Genomic DNA, 16946 nt, shown 5'->3' on the forward strand with positions numbered 1-16946 from the left:
AGTTAGATTTAAAAAGCTGGATATTGTCGATAAGGCTGTTATAACTAGGTATGCGTGCTTATTTTTAAGAGGGATATGGAAGTGAATGATAAAACTAGCCGTGAAGAACTAGATCAAAATGTAATGAACACGCTTCGCGATAAAGACCATTCTGTTTTAGCTAATCATGTAGACACCTTGTCGTGTACTCACAACGATATTATTGAATTATTGGCCCAGTATTTAGCGTTAAGTGAACAAGATGATGATGAGCGTTTCGATACCTGGTTTGATAATCTAAGTAAAGAGCAACACACTGTTGTGAAGACTTTTGAAGTGTATCGAGGTCAGTACGAGCATTTAGATTCTTAATACTTGATCATGTTGTTTTTACATGAAAAAAGCCACCCGAAGGCGGCTTTGCTGATTAGCGCTAACTAATTAATCTAACATGTAAGCTCGCATGGTAATTTGCTCCGCTTGGCTTGAACTATAATCTGAAACAATTGTTCGAATATGGACAAAGTCACCGACGTTTCCAGTATTAGGGATCGTAGCTACCCATTCACCGTCAATGTGTTCAACTTGTGCATCTAACCAGTTTTCGCTTGAGAACTTCGTTGATACAGGGCAATAGATATAAGCAGGCACGTTAGCAATCGTACATTCTTGGCCGTATGCATATTGTAACTGTACATCTGCCAGCGCCACTTCACCTACACCGTCTAGTAAACCCGTTAACTTAACTTGAGCGGCTTCACCTGCTTTCATGCTGTTGTTAATATCAACCGGTAAATCAACCATAGGCACTAAAATTGGCTGAACACCTTGTTGCTGCTCGTCAGCGGTAAATGTATAGAAACCTTGGTAAAGAGAACCTAGCTTATCATTTATTGGAGAGCGCTCACCAACACCACGGGCATAAGAACGCATTTCTAAGGTAATTTGATGAGAGCCCGGCTCAAGTGTTAACGTACCTTGATACGGAGATGCTGGCTCACCATTTACTTTTAAACCAAAGGCTGAGCTACCCATAAAGCCAAAGATACCATCATGGTTTGCGGCATCGCCAAACGAAGCAAGGTTAAAGTAAAGGACATTGGTATCGCGGCTAATAATCGCCGAGCCACTGCTGCCTAAGCTACCAGCACGTGGACCTTTAAACCAAGTGGTACTTTGCTCAGCACCTTCAGTCATAGCGCGTGGACCATCAAAATAAGCGCCTGCGCTTTGAATTTGATAGTTTGGCATAACGACATTCGTCCATGCATTTTTTGTACTTGCTGTGTAATATTCATCACGCTGATGAGGTAACATAATTAACTGTGAGCTACCTGTTGAGTAGAACTCCCCTGTACTGTTGGTCATTGCCATAACATCAGTCCATGCCGGGCGCTCATCATTTTGCGAGTGATAAGACGCACTTATTTTATGCATTTTATGTTCAGCAATATTGATTTGCCCAGATTGAATTCGGCCATCAACAATATGGTTTATTGAATAAGCATAAGGTGAGCGTTCAGCCGCAATACCAGACCAGCTAACAATATTGTTGCCAGCCTCTATTTCTGCCATTAAGGCTTCACCTTGTTCGGTACTAATACCAATCACGGGGACTTTTGGTGTGCCTGTGATTGCCCCTTTATATCGGCCGCCACGACCAGGGCGATAAAAAATCACACCGCTGGCGCCATGTTTCATCGCATTACCGACCATGTAAGACGTGAGGTAATTAGGGTTAGCAATAAGCGCAATTTTTCCGTCTAACTCAAATTGACTCCAGTCAGTGCTGTAGCCTGCATCACCTACAGGTACGACTTCTGCAGAGCCTTCACCATGAAAAGACAGTGCTAAACCTTGTTTGATGTAATCAAGTTCAACCCCGTTTTGCATAGTGACGGTTGTTTCTGGAGCTACCGCGCGGGTGGTGATAAATGAGCGAAAGCGATCGTCATGACCTTGTGACCATGCATACATATCATTTACGTAATCAGGAGCCATTTCGATAGCTGCAAGCTTCGCAACTTCTTGATCGTCAATCGCGTAAGTAAAGCCAAACGAATAACCTTGTGGATCAAGAGGCTGGTCAGCTTTAAAGGTAACAGGCTGAGCGTTACGTGCATCAAAGTTAATCTCTGTTTTGCCATCAATCTTACGATTTAATACAGCCATTTGTGCCGCTGATTCAACTAAACCAGAGCTGGTTTGCGGGTTATCGTAAGTCATAATGTTAGCAATCAACGTATAGTAACCAGCAGGTACATCGATATTGGCTTTACCGCCAGTGAGCCTAACAAGACTGCCCCAATCATCTTCTTCATTAATTAAGTAAAGCTTAGATGGAGAGCCTGCTTGATTACCCCAGCGATCAGTCAGGTTTACCGTTAAATTAACGTGAGGCTGGTCAATCCAAAACGACACTGGTACAGTCACTTGTTGGTCGGTATTGCCAACGGTTGTGCCTGTGATACGACCTGTAATTGCACCATAAGCACTGTTATTAAGTGCCACACTTGGGTCAATCCACATAGGAACTTGAGCAACACCTTTGGCAGGGATTGTCACAGATTTAATATCTAATCCTGCTAGAGTTGCTGGCAATTGTGTTTTGCCATCTTCGCCAATTAAGTCTAATTTCAATTTTAATTTAATACTCTCATCAGACGTATTTGTCAGCGTGATCTGTGTTTCTGTAAATTCATTATTAGTAGCGCTATCAAAGTAGCCAAGTTCACGGTTTGCAGGGGCTACAATAGCTTGGTCAATGGCACGGTTGATATTCATAGCACCGGCACCTTGCTCAAGTACGTGAGAATCACCACTAAATACAGATGATGTAAGCACGTCTTTAATTTCTTTTGGTGTAAGGTCTTGGCGAGCTTGCATAACAATTGCAGCACCACCGGCAACATGAGGGGCTGCCATCGAAGTACCTGAATAGACGCGGTAAGCCGTATCAGCTAAGCCACCAGAAGCAGCAGCAACAACAGATACACCTTGCGAGGCAATATCCGGTTTTGCTGAATGGCCATCTGGCGATGGACCGCGTGAAGAGAACGACGCCGTATTGCCATCACGATCAATGGCACCCACGGTTAATGCACTTGGCGCGCAGCCCGGTGAACCAATCGTTTCACGGGTAAAGCTATTACCTGCAGAGATAACAAATAAAGCTTTATCGCTCAGTGCTTCAACCATCTCAACCAATGGGCCACTACAGGTTGTTGCTGTGCCACCTAGCGACATATTTACAATATCAGCTTGCTCTGAAAGCACCGCCCATTGCATGCCATTTAAAATACCGTAAGTTGATCCTCCTCCTGTATTGCCAAGTACTTTACCGATTATTAAATCGGCAGCAGGCGCCACACCGACCCATTTACCTTCTGACTCATGACCATTGCCTGCAACGGTTGAGGCTGTATGAGTACCATGACCATTTAAATCATCTACACCGTTGCTTGAGTAAGTAAAGTCTCGTGATGCTATTACTCGCCCTTGTAAATCAGGGTGCTCAATGTCGTATCCTGAATCGAGTACGGCAACTTTAATTCCTGTGCCATTATAGTTAATCGCAGACTCTCCATATGCGCCGGTAAGCGGGACTGTTGGAGTGAGTGTCTCTGACTGTGTGACCTTGTGAGCATGAACGACAGCATCAAGCCAAATACCTTCAACGTCAGCTTGTGCAACCAAGGTTTGCCAAGTTTGCGCCGCTTTGTCTTTGCTGATTGCAAATGCGGCGCTATCGATTAGCTCAATTTCACCGGTTAATGACATACCAGCAAGCGTTGCTGGGACTGCAGGTCCTGCAAGGGTGCCGTCGCGGTATTCAACAATGACGGGGAGGGCGTCGGTTGAAGCATCATCATAACCCGATTCATATAACTTATTAATATTAAATAGCTCTAAATCAATCGCATTTGAATCAACTAAGGCTTGAGCATGGTTTGGAACAACATAGGTGTTGTTACCACGTTTAAAGATACTGGTGAACGTATCTGAACCATCTGCATTCACTAATCGAATGCCGCCTAGCTTGCCGTCTTTATTGACAACAGCCGATACTTTGTCCCCAGTGATCAAAGTGAATGTAAGGGCATCAGCTTTACTTTGTTGTGTAACAAATGATTCTTCTGCGGTTGCTGGTTGGGCAATCGATAAGCCGAGCATGGCTAAGTAGGTCGCCTTTAAGCAACCAAGCCTTGGAAAAGGTTTCATTTTTTCATCCTGTATTTTGATGTAATTAGTTTGGAAGAAAGAAGTTATTGCTAGGTGTCAAAATAACAAATATGACAAGAGCAATAACTCGACCAGACCAATCTATCGATCAAGCAGATGAAAACCTACAAAACAAAAGTAGCAAATTGTATTAACCTATTCATAACAAAATAAACACCGTTGTAACTTTGTGCGGTCATTCAGTTTCGCTTCATTTTAAGCGCAAAAATTAGAGGTTATTTTACCGATAGATCGTACTTTGCCACTACGTCATCAATATAACGATGGCGTAAGGTATTTTTACCTTCGTTGCCCGTACCATGACTTAACGCGCGGTTCATTAATTTGAGTGCCTTATGCAAGCTTTGACGTTCATCCATGTTTAAACCTGTTTTAGTGCGCATTTCAGTAATATCATCAATCAATAGCTTGGCCACATCTAGCTGTACGGCTTCTTCAACTAAGCCATTTTGTGTGAGCACACCGTATTTACTGCATAAAAACTGTTGCCAAACTTGCTGTAAGTGCTCGTCAATTTCACTGCCAAATAATTCTTCATTGATAGCAAAGCCTTGCTCGGCAAGCTTACTAAGTTGATTCGAATATTGCTGAGCAAAATAATTAAACGCTTGGCAGGATGAGGTTATGTCATGTTTGATAATTAATTGCCCCCAACTAGCGGCGCCACGAGGGTAATAGTCTTGATATTCTTCGCATTGATAAATGCCCGAATACGAACTGCATTCTAATTGACTCTGCAAACAGTAACTCGGTTTTGGAAATAAACTACTTTGTTGCCATGCCGATAGCGTTTCCTCATCAATTGAGAGGGTATGGCACAGCTCTTCGGTAGTATAAAAGTAGGTTGCCAAAAATTTAGAAAGTTGCATTATCAAATACTCACAATAAATACTGTTAATTTATACAGTGTTTGATTTTGGCTTAACTTTGATTTTTTCTCAAGTATTTTTATTTATTGCAGCTCATTACTCGGAAAATGCCTGTGTTTATGATACAACTAGCGCAAATTTTCCAAACATTAAAAAAGTTATGCGCAACCTAGAAACAATTAAACAAGCAAGTTTGATCACCGCTATAAAAACACCGTATTTAACCAATGGTGACATTGATCTTGCATGTTATGACGACCTTGTTGAGCAGCAAATTGCAGCTGGTGTTGATGGCATCATCGTCGGTGGTACCACAGGTGAAGGCCAATTAATGAATTGGGAAGAACACTTAATGCTAATTGCACACAGTGTTAGCAAATTCTCTGATCGTTTATTAATTGTTGGTAATACAGGTAGCAACAACACGCGTGAAGCGATTAAAGCAACCCAGTATGGTTTTGCCACCGGTATGGATGCCGCGCTACAAATCAACCCTTATTACGGGCGCACGTCACTGGCGGGTGTGAAAGAGCACTTTAACCGTTTACTTGATATTGGTCCTGCGTTTATCTACAACGTAGCAGGTCGTACAGGCCAAGATTTAACACCAGATATCATTGAGCCACTCGCTAAGCACGAAAACTTTATCGGTGTAAAAGAGTGCGGTGGCAATGAGCGTATTGCTCATTATGAACAGCAAGGTATTGCTTGTTGGTCTGGTAATGACGATGAAGCACATGATGCACGGCACATTCATAATGCTCACGGTGTTATTTCGGTTACATCTAACATTATTCCGGGCTTGTTCCGTCAGTTAATGGATGAGCAAAATGATACACTTAATGCAAAACTGCAGCCACTTATGGGCTGGCTATTCTGCGAACCTAACCCAATCGCGATTAATACGGCGCTGATGATGACAGGCGCGGTAAATCCTGTGTTCCGTCTTCCTTATGTGCCACTAACAAGTGCTCAGCAAGAAATCGGTTTAGGTTACATTAACGAACTTGATGTTGCTGATATAGTAGGCGAAAAAGCTCAACTTTTAGACGAAAAAGACGTTATTTTACGATAAAGATGAATGGGTGCTTAATTTCACTACAATTAAGCACCATTATTTTACTTTTTTATGCCTTATGGGTAAAATTAGCAATCGTTTGGCGCTAAAAGAATAATATTTGTGAAATTTGTTGTTAATAATTTGAGTGTATGGGTTGCGCCCGAGCAACAAATTGCAGAATTAAGCCATCTTGATCACCCTGACCTTGATTTAAACTGGGTTGCACCAATGCAGCGCCGCCGTCTAAGCCCGTTTATGAAAATGGCACTTCATACTATGCATCAAGCGCAAGGTGAGCATCAGCAGTTAGCCGTTAATTTTTCATCTCGTCATGGCGACTTACCTAAAACAGCGCAACTATTGCATTCACTTGTTGAACAAGAACCGCTTTCTCCGACCGCATTTGGTTTGAGTGTACATAATGCTGCAACAGGCTTGTTCTCGATTATTGCAAAAAACAAAGCCCCGATGAATGCCATAGCAGGTGGTCAAGACAGCATTATTTCAGCCATGATTGATGGTTTTGCACGTGTCCAGAGTGGTGTTGAGCAGCAAATTTTGGTTGCCCATGCCGAAAGTGTATTACCTGATGAATACTTACCATTTAGCGATGAGCAACAAATCGCTCATAGTGTGTCGTTCATATTATCCAAAGTTCAGGTAGACAAACCGTATTTTGAATTAACACAACTTCCTGAATCTGAACACTCTCAAAGTGACTCGTGTTTACCCTTGAGTCTACAGTTAGCAGCTGCTTTAGCAAGCAAAGGATCACAATCGCTGCTGACACATCAACAATCAGCTTGGATGCTACAGTACCATGGTGGCTAATTTATATAAAAAGCTGAACAAAATTTGGCGTGTATTAGCAACTGGTTTTTGCTTTGCTGTTTTTGGGTTTGGCGGTATTTTACTTACCTTGTTGATTTTACCTATTCAACGATTTTTGGAGCCTTGTGAATTTAAACGTAAGCAGAAAGCCCGTTTAACTGTTCACTATAGTTTTAAATTCTTTGTTGCTTTAATGCATTACACCGGTGCTATCCATTTTTCTGTGCAAGATAAACAGAAATTTCATGATCTTAAGGGGCAGCTAGTGCTTGCCAATCACCCCTCATTAATTGATGTTGTAGTGCTGATATCTGTGATTAAAAATGCTGATTGCGTGGTCAAAGCGCACTTATTTAAAAATCCATTTATGCGCGGTGTCATTAAAGGCACAGGTTATATTAGTAATGAAGACCCGCAAGAGTTACTGAATGATTGTGAAGCATCACTCGCTGCTGGAAATAACCTGATTATCTTTCCTGAAGGCACCCGCACAACCCCAGGTGAACAGTTAAAATTTAAGCGTGGTGCGGCAAATATTGCTGCGCGTTGTAAAGCCCCTATAACCTCAGTGCTGATTAGTATGAAACCCAGCACTTTGACCAAAGGCACACCATGGTATTGCGTTGCCGCAACAAAAGCGCATTTTGAGATGCGCTTTGCCACTGACCCATTTACGTTTAACGACACATTTAATAATGAACAACCCGCCATGCAAGCACGACAATTAACCCGTGATTTGCAACATTACTTTTCAGAGGAACTCAGGCACCTATGACTGAACTAAAGAACAAAATAAAACAATTAATCATTAGCAGCTTAGATCTTGAAGATATTACCGTGGATGATATTGAAAATGACCAACCTTTGTTTGTTGATGGTTTAGGCCTAGATAGCATCGATGCGTTAGAGCTTGGCTTAGCCATTAAAAAAGAGTTTAACGTTAAAATTGACGCAAACTCAGAACAAACAAAAGCCCATTTTGCATCAGTAGATGCACTGGCAGAATTTATTAACCAACACCAATCATAATACAGACTTAGAAGTAGGAATAAGCATGAAAACCGCTGCTGACATTTACAACGTTTTACAGGGCATTTTAGTAGATGAATTTGAGATTGATGCTGATGATATCAGCCTAGATGCGCACCTGTATCAAGACCTAGATCTTGATAGCATTGATGCTGTTGATTTAGTTGTAAAACTACGCGAAATCACTGGCAAGAAAATTGAGCCAGATGCATTTAAACAAGTGCGTACTGTGCAAGATGTTGTAAATGAAGTAGAAAAACTCGTTTCATAAACATTACTATGCTCAAAGCGATAACCACAACACTGCTTTTAGTGTGCTTATCTTTATACCCATTTATTGTGTATTTTGGATTACAGCATATCTCAATAAGGCAAGTGAGCTTGGTACTGATGGTATTGTTAGGTCTAAGGCTTTTGCTGAGCAAAAAGCTGCTCACATCTATGCCATGGATAAAGCCAGCCTCTATTTTGGCTATTATCGCTTTAGCAACAACGCAGTTTTTTAACAATGATCTGGGCTTGAAACTTTACCCGGTCATTATAAATACAGTAATGGCCATAACCTTTGCTTATTCGCTGAAAAGTGGCCCAACAGTCATTGAGAGTTTTGCTCGAATTAAAGAGCCTGAGCTTGATGAAAAAGGGGTTAATTACACGCGCCAAGTTACTAAAGTATGGTGCGCGTTTTTTATTATTAATGGCAGTATTGCGTTATACACTAGCCTATTTACTTCGTTACAGACATGGACACTGTACAACGGACTAGTAGCCTATATTTTGATAGCTCTCTTGGGCCTTGTGGAATGGCTTGTTAGACAAAAGGTTAAAAATAATGGTATCGAGTAACCTGAAATTTCACCCAGATGCTGCATTTGTTATTGCAGGGCAGCCAATAACACACACACAGTTTTTTGCTGATATTGCCGCTTATCAAAGTAAGCTTACGGCGCTTAAAGCTGGCAGTCATGTGGTGTTATTCCACCCCGATACCTACCAATTTGCAGTTCGCTTATTTGCCTTAGCCTGTAGTGGTCATAATGTTATTTTGCCGCCTAATGGTCAGCACGAAACCTTAAGTTTATTGCTTGCTCAGTCTGCTTTTTTTGCAGGCGATGCGACCAATATCGATGATGATGTGCTATTTACCAACCTTGAACTCAGTCTGGGTCACACGCCTTTGCAAACTAACCGTTTACAATGGCCAACAAACACAGCGGTTATATTTTATACGTCAGGCTCATCAGGACAATCTAAACCGATAGTAAAACCGTGGCGGGTATTAAATCGAGAGCTTGCAGTACTTTCAATGTCATTTGACTTACCCAGCCAGTTTACGTTTTTAGCAACCGTTTCGCATCAACATATTTACGGCTTATTATTTCGTTTACTTTGGCCGTTGGCGAAAGGCCATATAATTGATAGTGAACAAATTCAGTACCCTGAGCATATTGCGCAAAGGCTAAAAAATATTCGTTATGCAGCGCTCGTTTCAAGCCCTGCGCAACTTGGTCGCTTATGTGCTGATAATGTGTTAATTCCTGAGCGTGACAAAATTAAATGGTTATTTTCCTCTGGCGGACCGCTCAATAATGAGCATGCCGAAACTTTATTTAACCAGTTAGCTCGCCCTGCTACCCAAGTATTTGGTAGTACCGAAACTGGCGGTATTGCTTATCGACAAGTTACACAAGCCGCGGTTGATGTACCATGGCAGCCGTTTAATGGTAATTTTTTATCGCTGAATCATGAAGGACGCTTGATGCTAGATTCTGCGATTTTAGAGCAATCAAATTTCCCTTTAGACGATAGAGCACTCGTTCATAAAAATGGTCAATTTAAACTGTTGGGCCGTATAGACAGAACGATAAAAATTGAAGAAAAACGTTTAAATCTAGATGAGCTTGAGAGTTATCTGCAAAGCCATGACTGGGTAAAAGAAGTTAAAGTGGTGGTTATTCCAGCTAAGCGCGTGCAAATTGGTGCGGTGGTTGTGCTCAGTGATGAAGCTAATAAAGAGCTTGAACAGCAGGGTAAATTGGCAATTAACCGCACATTACAAGCGCACCTCTCAAACCGCTTTGAACGTATTTGCTTACCGCGTAAATGGCGCTATATCGATGCACTTCCTTTTAACAGCCAAGCTAAATTAAGTTTAAAAACATTGGAGCAGTATTTTGCCAAGTCTGAATAACGTGACCCCAGAGGTGGCCGTTTTATCACAAACAGAAACTAGCGTGAGTTTAGCGTTAACCATTGCGGCTGATTTAGATTATTTTCGCGGCCACTTTCCTGATGCGCCAATTTTAGCAGGCGTAGTACAGCTGGATTGGGCAGTAAAATATGCTCAGCAATATTTGGGTTTTGGCAAACTAGTACAAGATTTAGAAGTGTTAAAGTTTCAGGTGGTAACAACCCCCGATATGACGGTAAATCTCACCCTTGAGCGCAATGCAAAAGGCAAGTGCCTGTTTAGCTATCACTCAGACAAAGGCCAACATGCATCCGGTCGAATAGTATTTTGTGATTAAGCCATGAACCAGTTTTGTATTGTTATTCCTAATTACAATCACACCCATGCTATTGCTGCTGTACTCGATGAGCTAAAAGAGCTACAGCTGCCGATAATCATGGTTGATGATGGCAGTGACGCAGATGCCAAGCAAGTATTTGCAGAGCTTAACGCACAGTACGATTTTTTAACCTTGATAAGCCATGCTCAAAATCAAGGTAAGGGTGGGGCAGTTCAAACTGGCTTGCTGGCTGCCTACCAGCAAGGGTTTAGCCATGCCATTCAGGTTGATGCAGACGGCCAGCATTCGTTAGCAGATATTAGTAAGTTGATTGAACTCAGTAATGCATCACCTAACAAGGTGATCAGTGGTTGTCCTATTTATGATAGCTCCGTGCCTAAGCACCGTTATTTGAGTCGTTACATCACCCATTTTTGGGTTTGGGTAGAAACACTCAGCTTTGATATTGTTGATTCAATGTGTGGTTTTCGGGTTTATCCCTTAGCAGCCGTTGAACAATTAATGGCTAAGCAAGCGCTTGGCAAGCGCATGGACTTTGATATTGAAATTTTAGTCAGGCTTTATTGGCAAGGTGTTAAAGTCACGTTTTTGCCAACTCAGGTTATTTACCCTGAAAATGGTGTATCTCATTTTCGTGCCTTACACGATAACGTGGGAATTTCGTGGCTGCATACGCGTTTATTCTTTGGCATGTTGCTACGCTCTCCCAAGCTACTTTGGCGTAAGGTGGCTGGCTAATGGCTGTAAAGCACTGGTCAAAAATGCAAGAACGTGGCAATCGCTTAGGCATGCAAATATTGCTCGTGTGCTATCGCGTATTTGGTCGTAAAGGCTTGTGGTTGGTGTTGTTTCCGGTGGTGTTTTATTTGTTTTTAACAGGCAAAACTGCCCGTCAAGCGTCACATGCATTCTTAACCCAAGCGCGTAAGGTGAATGGCAATAGCAAAGCAGTTACTTGGCGCGATAGCTTTCGTCATTTTCGCTGCTTTGCTGACAGCGCTTTTGACAAAATTGATGCCTGGCTTGGACGAATTCAGCAAAATAATATTCTTTATACCAACGAAGCGCTGTTTAAACAACTTGATGAGCAACAGCAAGGGGCTATTTTTATTGGCTCACACCTTGGCAATTTAGAGGTGTGTAGAGCTCTTAGCCAACACCGAAACAGTAAAACGATCAATGTATTGGTGTTTACGCATCATGCTGTTGAATTTAATAAATTACTGAAAAGTATTAATCCGGATGTTGCAGTAAACCTCATTCAAGTAACCGATCTTGGCCCAGATATGGCAATTATGCTCAAAGAAAAAGTCGAGCAGGGTGAAATTGTGGTGATTGTCGGTGACAGAACCAGTACCACCACCGCAGGAAGAGTTATTGAAGCGGACTTTTTAGGTAAGCCAGCCCCTTTTTCACAAGGGCCATTTATTTTAGCTGCACTGTTAGATTGCCCAGTGTTTCATCTGTTTTGTTTAAAAGATAAAAAGCAAAATGGCGAGACATGTTACCGCGTGATTTTTGAAAAATACGCCGACAAACTCGTTTTACCGCGTAAAACGAGGCAACAAACATTACAACAAATTGTTAGCGATTATGCGCAAAGGCTCAGTTTTTATGCTGCGGCCTATCCGTATCAATGGTTTAATTTTTATGATTTTTGGCAAAATGACGAGCAAGTGTCTCGTAGTCAAAACAAGGAGAACTAAGGTGTCAGAGCACTCGACTACCGTATTTGGCCAACAGCGTTTATCAATCGAAGATATTGTTCATATTGCATTAGAGCAAGGTGCTGTAGCGTTAACATCAGACCGTCAATTTGCGAATAAAATAGACAGCGCCGTCGCGTTTTTAGATAAGTTGCTTGAAGATGATGGCGTGATATATGGCGTTACCACAGGTTATGGCGACTCGGTAACCGTAAAAGTGCCACTTGATTTAGTTAATGAGTTACCACTGCATCTTACTCGATTTCATGGTTGTGGTCTTGGCGATGTGTTTAATCAAGCCCAAGGGCGCGCTATTTTAGCGACCCGTTTAACCTCGCTTTCGCAAGGGTATTCTGGCGTTAGCTGGGAGATGTTGAATTTATTACGTGACTTTTTAAATCACAATATCGTACCGGTGATCCCGCAAGAAGGCTCAGTGGGAGCCAGTGGTGATTTAACACCGCTTTCGTATGTAGCCGGTGCTATGGTTGGCGAGCGCGATGTGTATTACAAAGGCGAAATTAAAAACAGTCTAGAGGTGATGCACGAACTTGGCTTAAAGCCATTAAAGCTACGTCCGAAAGAAGGGCTGGCAGTTATGAATGGCACTGCCGTGATGACAGCTTTGGCATGCCTTGCTTATGATAGAGCTGATTATCTAGCTAAATTGACTAGCCGTATAACAGCCCTTGCAAGCCTTGCATTAAAAGGCAACAGTCATCACTTTGATGATATTTTGTTTTCAGTGAAGCCACATCCAGGGCAACAGCAAGTAGCTGCATGGATCCGTGGAGACTTAAACCATGTAGAACACCCGCGTAATGCTGACCGCTTACAAGATAGGTATTCAATTCGCTGTGCTCCACATGTGATTGGTGTGCTGCAAGATAGTTTGCCGTGGTTTAGGCAAATGATTGAAAATGAACTAAATTCGGCAAATGATAATCCAATCATCGATGGTGAAGGTGAGCACGTATTGCATGGTGGTCACTTCTATGGCGGTCATATTGCAATGGTTATGGATAGCATGAAAACCGCCGTTGCTAATTTAGCCGACTTAGCCGACAGACAAATCGCATCCTTAGTTGATACGCGCTATAACAATGGTTTACCTTCTAATCTATCGGCGAGTAATGATGAACGTCGTTACATTAACCATGGTTTTAAAGCGGTCCAAATTGGCGCCAGTGCATACACGGCCGAAGCATTAAAACTGACCATGCCAGCAAGTGTGTTTTCTCGTTCAACCGAGTGTCACAACCAAGATAAAGTGAGCATGGGAACCATCGCTGCTCGAGATTGCTTACGTATCTTACAGCTAACTGAGCAAGTGGTTGCTAGTACCTTGCTTGCGAGTATTCAAGGTTTGCGTTTACGTATTAATAGCGGTGAGCTTGAATTCGCTAGTTTAACCCCTGATGTACAAAGTATGTATCAAGACATTAGCGAGTTTTTCCCGCTGCTTGATGAAGACCGTCCTCTAGAGGCTGTTCTTCGCTTTACGGTTGACGCTATTCAAACAAAACGTTGGAGTTTATATGCATAGTCGTGGCTCGTTGCTGAGCACTCATGTTGAGATTGAAATTCCTTTTCATGATTGCGATCCAATGAATGTGGTATGGCATGGTAATTACCCGCGCTATTTAGAAGTCGCGCGCTGCGAATTACTGCGTTTGTTTGATTATGATTATGTGCAAATGCAAGAGTCTGGCTATGCATGGCCGATTATTGACATGCATATTAAGTACGTCGGCTCAGCTTTGTTTACGCAAAAAATCCGCGTTGATGCTTACTTAAAAGAATATGAAACACGATTACGTATCGATTACGTCATAACTGATTGTGCTACAGGTAAAAAGTTAACCAAAGCAACGACTATCCAAGTTGCGGTTGATATAGAGAATAAAGAAATGCAGTTTGTTTCGCCGCCTGTACTACATGAAAAACTTCAAAAGGTGATTTAATGCGATTAAGCGTGTTATTACTGAGTGTGCTCGTTTTTTTTCCTGTGTTTGCATCAAGCGCTGTGACAGAGCAAGGCACATTTAGCCAAGAGAAGCATTTTAAAGGATTTAATAAACCTTTTATTTCAACAGGTTCGTTTGAACTTGCTGAAGATGGCCTCACTTGGCAGGTTGAATCTCCGGTTAAAAGCACGCTATTAATCAAGCAAGGGCAAGTATATACCCTTAATGATCAAGGTGAGCCGCAGCTACAAAAAGGCGCGGAGCCATACGTAAATTTACTGCAAGCGATTTTAAAGCATGATGAAGTTGCACTTGCTGAGCAATTTACGATGGCAGAGCATGCAGAGCCCGGTTGTCAGACTTTATTACCTAAAGATGACTTGCTAAAGCAGCTATTTAGTCAGTTCGAATTATGTGTAGCAGCAGAGCAAGTGAGCCGTGTGCGTCTTCAAGAAGTAAATGGTAACTTTACTGTATTACGCTTTGCTTATCCTCATAAAGAGCATAAACAGTGAAAGCATGGGGCCTAACGCTCGCTTGGCTGAGCCTATTAGTTAGCGCCTTAGTGGTTGTTTTTATTCTAAAACAGCCAACGTTAAATAATGATATTTTGGCTTTGTTGCCAAAGCCAGAACCGCGTTTACAGCAAGTCGAAGAATACTTTTTTGCGGCTAATAAACAGCAGTTGAGTTTTTCTTTTCGTGGTGAGAATGCAGTAAAAGCTTATGATGATTTACATCAGTGGCTTTCTAGCAAACATATTGAGCCTCGTTTTAAGTTACCAGAAATATCCCAGTTGGCAGCATTTTACGGTCAGTACGCAGGGCATTTAGTGTCCGAGGAATATAAGCAAGCGATTGGCGATGCTAATCGCTTTCAACAGTATTACTTTAGCCAGTTGAGTAAAGTCGCTGATCCTTTTGTTTCAAGTACTATCAACCAAGACCCAACACTTGCTACAGCAGGGTTCTTATCTGAGGCAATGACACACATGCAGCAATTTGAGCTGCAAGATGGCCGAATTAACATTAACTATCAAGGTGATGAGTATTTAATGTTATTCGTGCAAAGTGCTGACAATGCCTTTTCAATAAATCAATCAATAGCGTTGAGCAATGAGATAGTTGCCTATATCGCTGAGCTTGAAAGCCGCTATCCCGATACACAAATTCGCTATGCCGGTGCTTTATTTCATACCGCAGCAAATGCACAGCAAGCCAAATTTGAAATGACCTTGTTTGGTTCGGTGAGCTTGCTGGCGCTTATTGTGATGGTGGTCTGGGTGTTTCGATCGATAAACGCATTGTGGTTGGCCTCTGTAACCGTGATAAGTGCCGCTATTGGCGGCACCATTGCGCTGATCAGTATTTTTAGTCAGGTGCATGTATTAACCATGGTGTTTGCCGTGACGCTGATTGGTATTGCCATTGATTATGCATTTCATGGCATGCTTGATTTAACCGAGCAGCCGCAAGGTTTTAGCCAAGGGCTCAAACTGGCGCTGGTGTTGTCGTTACTAACTACCACACTCGGTTACGCGAGTTTGTTTTTCTCGCCAGTGCAGTTACTCAGTCAAGTTGGCGTGTTCGTTGTTGCAGGGCTAGTTACAGCTTGGCTTTGCACCCGTATTTTATTGCCTTATTGGCAAGTTGGTTTAACCATAAACACTGCTGCGTGTCGATTAGCTAACTGCTTAAGTGGTTATTTAAAACGATTAACGCGTTATCGCGTCGCACTCAGTATGCTGATGCTAGTGTTATTGAGTGCTTTTGCTTTACTAAAGCCCCCTGTGATTAATGATGATGTAAAGCTGTTAAATGCAAGTCCTGCTGATTTAATGCAAAACGAAGCGCTGCATATGTCTTTATTAGGTAAAGATAATGGCCAAATCATGATTTTATTTGCCGATAATGCGCAGCAGTTATTAGTACAACAAGAAACATTAAAAGCAACTATTCGCGGCCTTAATGGCACTGCTGTGATGCTTAGTGACTTAGTGCCTAGTAAACAATTACAACAGCAAAACTATGCGCAACTGCATTCGGCCCAGCAAGCCATGAGTGTGGTTAGCCAAATGACAGGGACGCCCGTTGAGCTCTCAACATCAATGCTTGATTTAAACGCGGCACTTAATTCACCGTTAGCGCCGTTAATCGCTAACCAAGTGATCTCAAACAATACACTAACCGCAAGCTGGTTTATGGTAACGGGTGTAAATAAATCCGAGCTGATGGATTTAGCCAACGCTTACCCAGATTTAATTGTTTACGATAAAGTCGCGATGATAAGCGAAGGTTTAAGTCATTACTCAAATTCGTTACTGGTGACACTGGCCATTGCGATGACCTTTGCGTTACTACTCTTTAGCGTTAAATTTGGTTTTAAAACGGCGTGTAAACAAACGTTAGTACTTGTACTAACTACCGCTGCTGTACTGCTACTATGCAGTGCGCTGCAATCTCAGCTATCGATTTTTAATTTATTAGGCTGTTTATTGATATTAGCGTTGGCAATCGATTACTTGGTGTTTTATCAGGTAAATAACTTAAGCTCGAGCAATGTACTCGCAATTAGTTTGTCAGCGGCATCATCGATGTGGGTATTTGGCATGTTGGCCGTTTCGAAAACACCGGCCATATTCAGTTTCGGATTAACGGTATTAGTGGGGCTAGTTTGTATCTATATCCTGGCGCCGCTCAGTATTGCATTACCTAAAAATAAGGAAAAATAAT

At 42.1% G+C, this 16946-nt stretch carries 17 protein-coding genes; 15 read left to right on the plus strand and 2 right to left on the minus strand.

Going from position 1 to position 16946, the window contains the following annotated elements:
- Positions 1-123: 123 nt before the first annotated feature.
- The gene (locus NO991_RS02045) at positions 124-351 is read left to right on the plus strand and encodes a hypothetical protein (protein WP_220095044.1); all 228 of its coding nucleotides are present in this window, start codon (positions 124-126) and stop codon (positions 349-351) included.
- A gap of 69 nt (positions 352-420) precedes the next feature.
- Here NO991_RS02045 and NO991_RS02050 read toward each other — a convergent pair whose 3' ends face one another.
- Together NO991_RS02050 and NO991_RS02055 are read right to left on the minus strand one after the other, a co-directional pair.
- Complete coding sequence (locus NO991_RS02050) at positions 421-4200, minus strand: S8 family serine peptidase (RefSeq protein WP_371351631.1); 3780 nt, start codon at positions 4198-4200, stop codon at positions 421-423.
- 236 nt (positions 4201-4436) lie between these two features.
- Positions 4437-5090 carry a DUF6058 family natural product biosynthesis protein gene (locus NO991_RS02055; RefSeq protein ID WP_300543216.1) on the minus strand — a complete coding sequence of 218 codons (654 nt, stop codon included), beginning with the start codon at positions 5088-5090 and terminating at the stop codon, positions 4437-4439.
- A 160-nt stretch (positions 5091-5250) separates the two neighbouring features.
- Between NO991_RS02055 and dapA the strand changes: the two genes are divergently transcribed.
- The 14 genes from dapA to NO991_RS02125 all read left to right on the plus strand — a co-directional run bounded on the left by dapA (position 5251) and on the right by NO991_RS02125 (position 16945).
- A complete protein-coding gene (gene dapA, locus NO991_RS02060) occupies positions 5251-6165 on the plus strand; it encodes a 4-hydroxy-tetrahydrodipicolinate synthase (protein ID WP_300420136.1) in 915 nt (304 codons plus the stop codon).
- A gap of 105 nt (positions 6166-6270) precedes the next feature.
- Positions 6271-6981 (plus strand): beta-ketoacyl synthase chain length factor, encoded by a 711-nt coding sequence (locus tag NO991_RS02065; RefSeq protein WP_300360401.1) that lies wholly within the window; start codon positions 6271-6273, stop codon positions 6979-6981.
- On the plus strand, positions 6971-7756 hold the full coding sequence (locus NO991_RS02070) for a 1-acyl-sn-glycerol-3-phosphate acyltransferase (RefSeq protein WP_194441356.1): 786 nt from the start codon (positions 6971-6973) through the stop codon (positions 7754-7756). Before NO991_RS02065 ends, NO991_RS02070 begins: the two co-directional genes overlap by 11 nt.
- Entirely contained in the window at positions 7753-8010 is a 258-nt protein-coding gene (locus tag NO991_RS02075) for a phosphopantetheine-binding protein (RefSeq protein ID WP_054554555.1), read from the plus strand. The genes NO991_RS02070 and NO991_RS02075 overlap by 4 nt, the downstream gene beginning before the upstream one ends.
- Before the next feature lie 25 nt (positions 8011-8035).
- Positions 8036-8281, plus strand: a complete 246-nt coding sequence (locus NO991_RS02080) for an acyl carrier protein (RefSeq protein ID WP_054554554.1) — start codon at positions 8036-8038, stop codon at positions 8279-8281.
- An 8-nt stretch (positions 8282-8289) separates the two neighbouring features.
- Positions 8290-8856 carry a septation protein IspZ gene (locus tag NO991_RS02085; RefSeq protein ID WP_138599435.1) on the plus strand — a complete coding sequence of 189 codons (567 nt, stop codon included), beginning with the start codon at positions 8290-8292 and terminating at the stop codon, positions 8854-8856.
- A complete protein-coding gene (locus NO991_RS02090; protein WP_194441358.1) occupies positions 8843-10201 on the plus strand; it encodes a class I adenylate-forming enzyme family protein in 1359 nt (452 codons plus the stop codon). The genes NO991_RS02085 and NO991_RS02090 overlap by 14 nt, the downstream gene beginning before the upstream one ends.
- Positions 10185-10538: a thioester dehydrase gene (locus NO991_RS02095; protein WP_119853021.1), complete on the plus strand. Its 354-nt coding sequence runs from the start codon at positions 10185-10187 to the stop codon at positions 10536-10538. The genes NO991_RS02090 and NO991_RS02095 overlap by 17 nt, the downstream gene beginning before the upstream one ends.
- 3 nt (positions 10539-10541) lie before the next feature.
- Positions 10542-11279 carry a glycosyltransferase family 2 protein gene (locus tag NO991_RS02100; protein ID WP_300360403.1) on the plus strand — a complete coding sequence of 246 codons (738 nt, stop codon included), beginning with the start codon at positions 10542-10544 and terminating at the stop codon, positions 11277-11279.
- Complete coding sequence (locus NO991_RS02105; RefSeq protein WP_300360404.1) at positions 11279-12247, plus strand: acyltransferase; 969 nt, start codon at positions 11279-11281, stop codon at positions 12245-12247. The genes NO991_RS02100 and NO991_RS02105 overlap by 1 nt, the downstream gene beginning before the upstream one ends.
- A 1-nt stretch (position 12248) precedes the next feature.
- Positions 12249-13793 carry a histidine ammonia-lyase gene (gene hutH / locus NO991_RS02110; RefSeq protein WP_300360405.1) on the plus strand — a complete coding sequence of 515 codons (1545 nt, stop codon included), beginning with the start codon at positions 12249-12251 and terminating at the stop codon, positions 13791-13793.
- Complete coding sequence (locus NO991_RS02115; protein ID WP_063707680.1) at positions 13786-14211, plus strand: thioesterase family protein; 426 nt, start codon at positions 13786-13788, stop codon at positions 14209-14211. Before hutH ends, NO991_RS02115 begins: the two co-directional genes overlap by 8 nt.
- Complete coding sequence (locus NO991_RS02120; RefSeq protein WP_300360406.1) at positions 14211-14729, plus strand: outer membrane lipoprotein carrier protein LolA; 519 nt, start codon at positions 14211-14213, stop codon at positions 14727-14729. The genes NO991_RS02115 and NO991_RS02120 overlap by 1 nt, the downstream gene beginning before the upstream one ends.
- Positions 14726-16945, plus strand: coding sequence for an MMPL family transporter (locus NO991_RS02125; protein ID WP_371351632.1), 2220 nt, complete (start codon positions 14726-14728; stop codon positions 16943-16945). The genes NO991_RS02120 and NO991_RS02125 overlap by 4 nt, the downstream gene beginning before the upstream one ends.
- Position 16946 lies beyond the last annotated feature (1 nt).

Origin of the sequence: Pseudoalteromonas sp. DY56-GL22 (assembly GCF_041414715.1) — a bacterium.
Classification (GTDB): Bacteria; Pseudomonadota; Gammaproteobacteria; order Enterobacterales; family Alteromonadaceae; genus Pseudoalteromonas; species Pseudoalteromonas simplex.

Coding starts and splice junctions, on each gene's coding strand:
- NO991_RS02045 (WP_220095044.1), top strand. CDS start 124: ATGAACACGCTTCGCGATAAAGACCATTCTGTTTTAGCTAATCATGTA.
- NO991_RS02050 (WP_371351631.1), bottom strand. CDS start 4,200: ATGAAACCTTTTCCAAGGCTTGGTTGCTTAAAGGCGACCTACTTAGCC.
- NO991_RS02055 (WP_300543216.1), bottom strand. CDS start 5,090: ATGCAACTTTCTAAATTTTTGGCAACCTACTTTTATACTACCGAAGAG.
- dapA (WP_300420136.1), top strand. CDS start 5,251: ATGCGCAACCTAGAAACAATTAAACAAGCAAGTTTGATCACCGCTATA.
- NO991_RS02070 (WP_194441356.1), top strand. CDS start 6,971: ATGGTGGCTAATTTATATAAAAAGCTGAACAAAATTTGGCGTGTATTA.
- NO991_RS02075 (WP_054554555.1), top strand. CDS start 7,753: ATGACTGAACTAAAGAACAAAATAAAACAATTAATCATTAGCAGCTTA.
- NO991_RS02080 (WP_054554554.1), top strand. CDS start 8,036: ATGAAAACCGCTGCTGACATTTACAACGTTTTACAGGGCATTTTAGTA.
- NO991_RS02085 (WP_138599435.1), top strand. CDS start 8,290: ATGCTCAAAGCGATAACCACAACACTGCTTTTAGTGTGCTTATCTTTA.
- NO991_RS02090 (WP_194441358.1), top strand. CDS start 8,843: ATGGTATCGAGTAACCTGAAATTTCACCCAGATGCTGCATTTGTTATT.
- NO991_RS02100 (WP_300360403.1), top strand. CDS start 10,542: ATGAACCAGTTTTGTATTGTTATTCCTAATTACAATCACACCCATGCT.
- NO991_RS02105 (WP_300360404.1), top strand. CDS start 11,279: ATGGCTGTAAAGCACTGGTCAAAAATGCAAGAACGTGGCAATCGCTTA.
- NO991_RS02115 (WP_063707680.1), top strand. CDS start 13,786: ATGCATAGTCGTGGCTCGTTGCTGAGCACTCATGTTGAGATTGAAATT.
- NO991_RS02120 (WP_300360406.1), top strand. CDS start 14,211: ATGCGATTAAGCGTGTTATTACTGAGTGTGCTCGTTTTTTTTCCTGTG.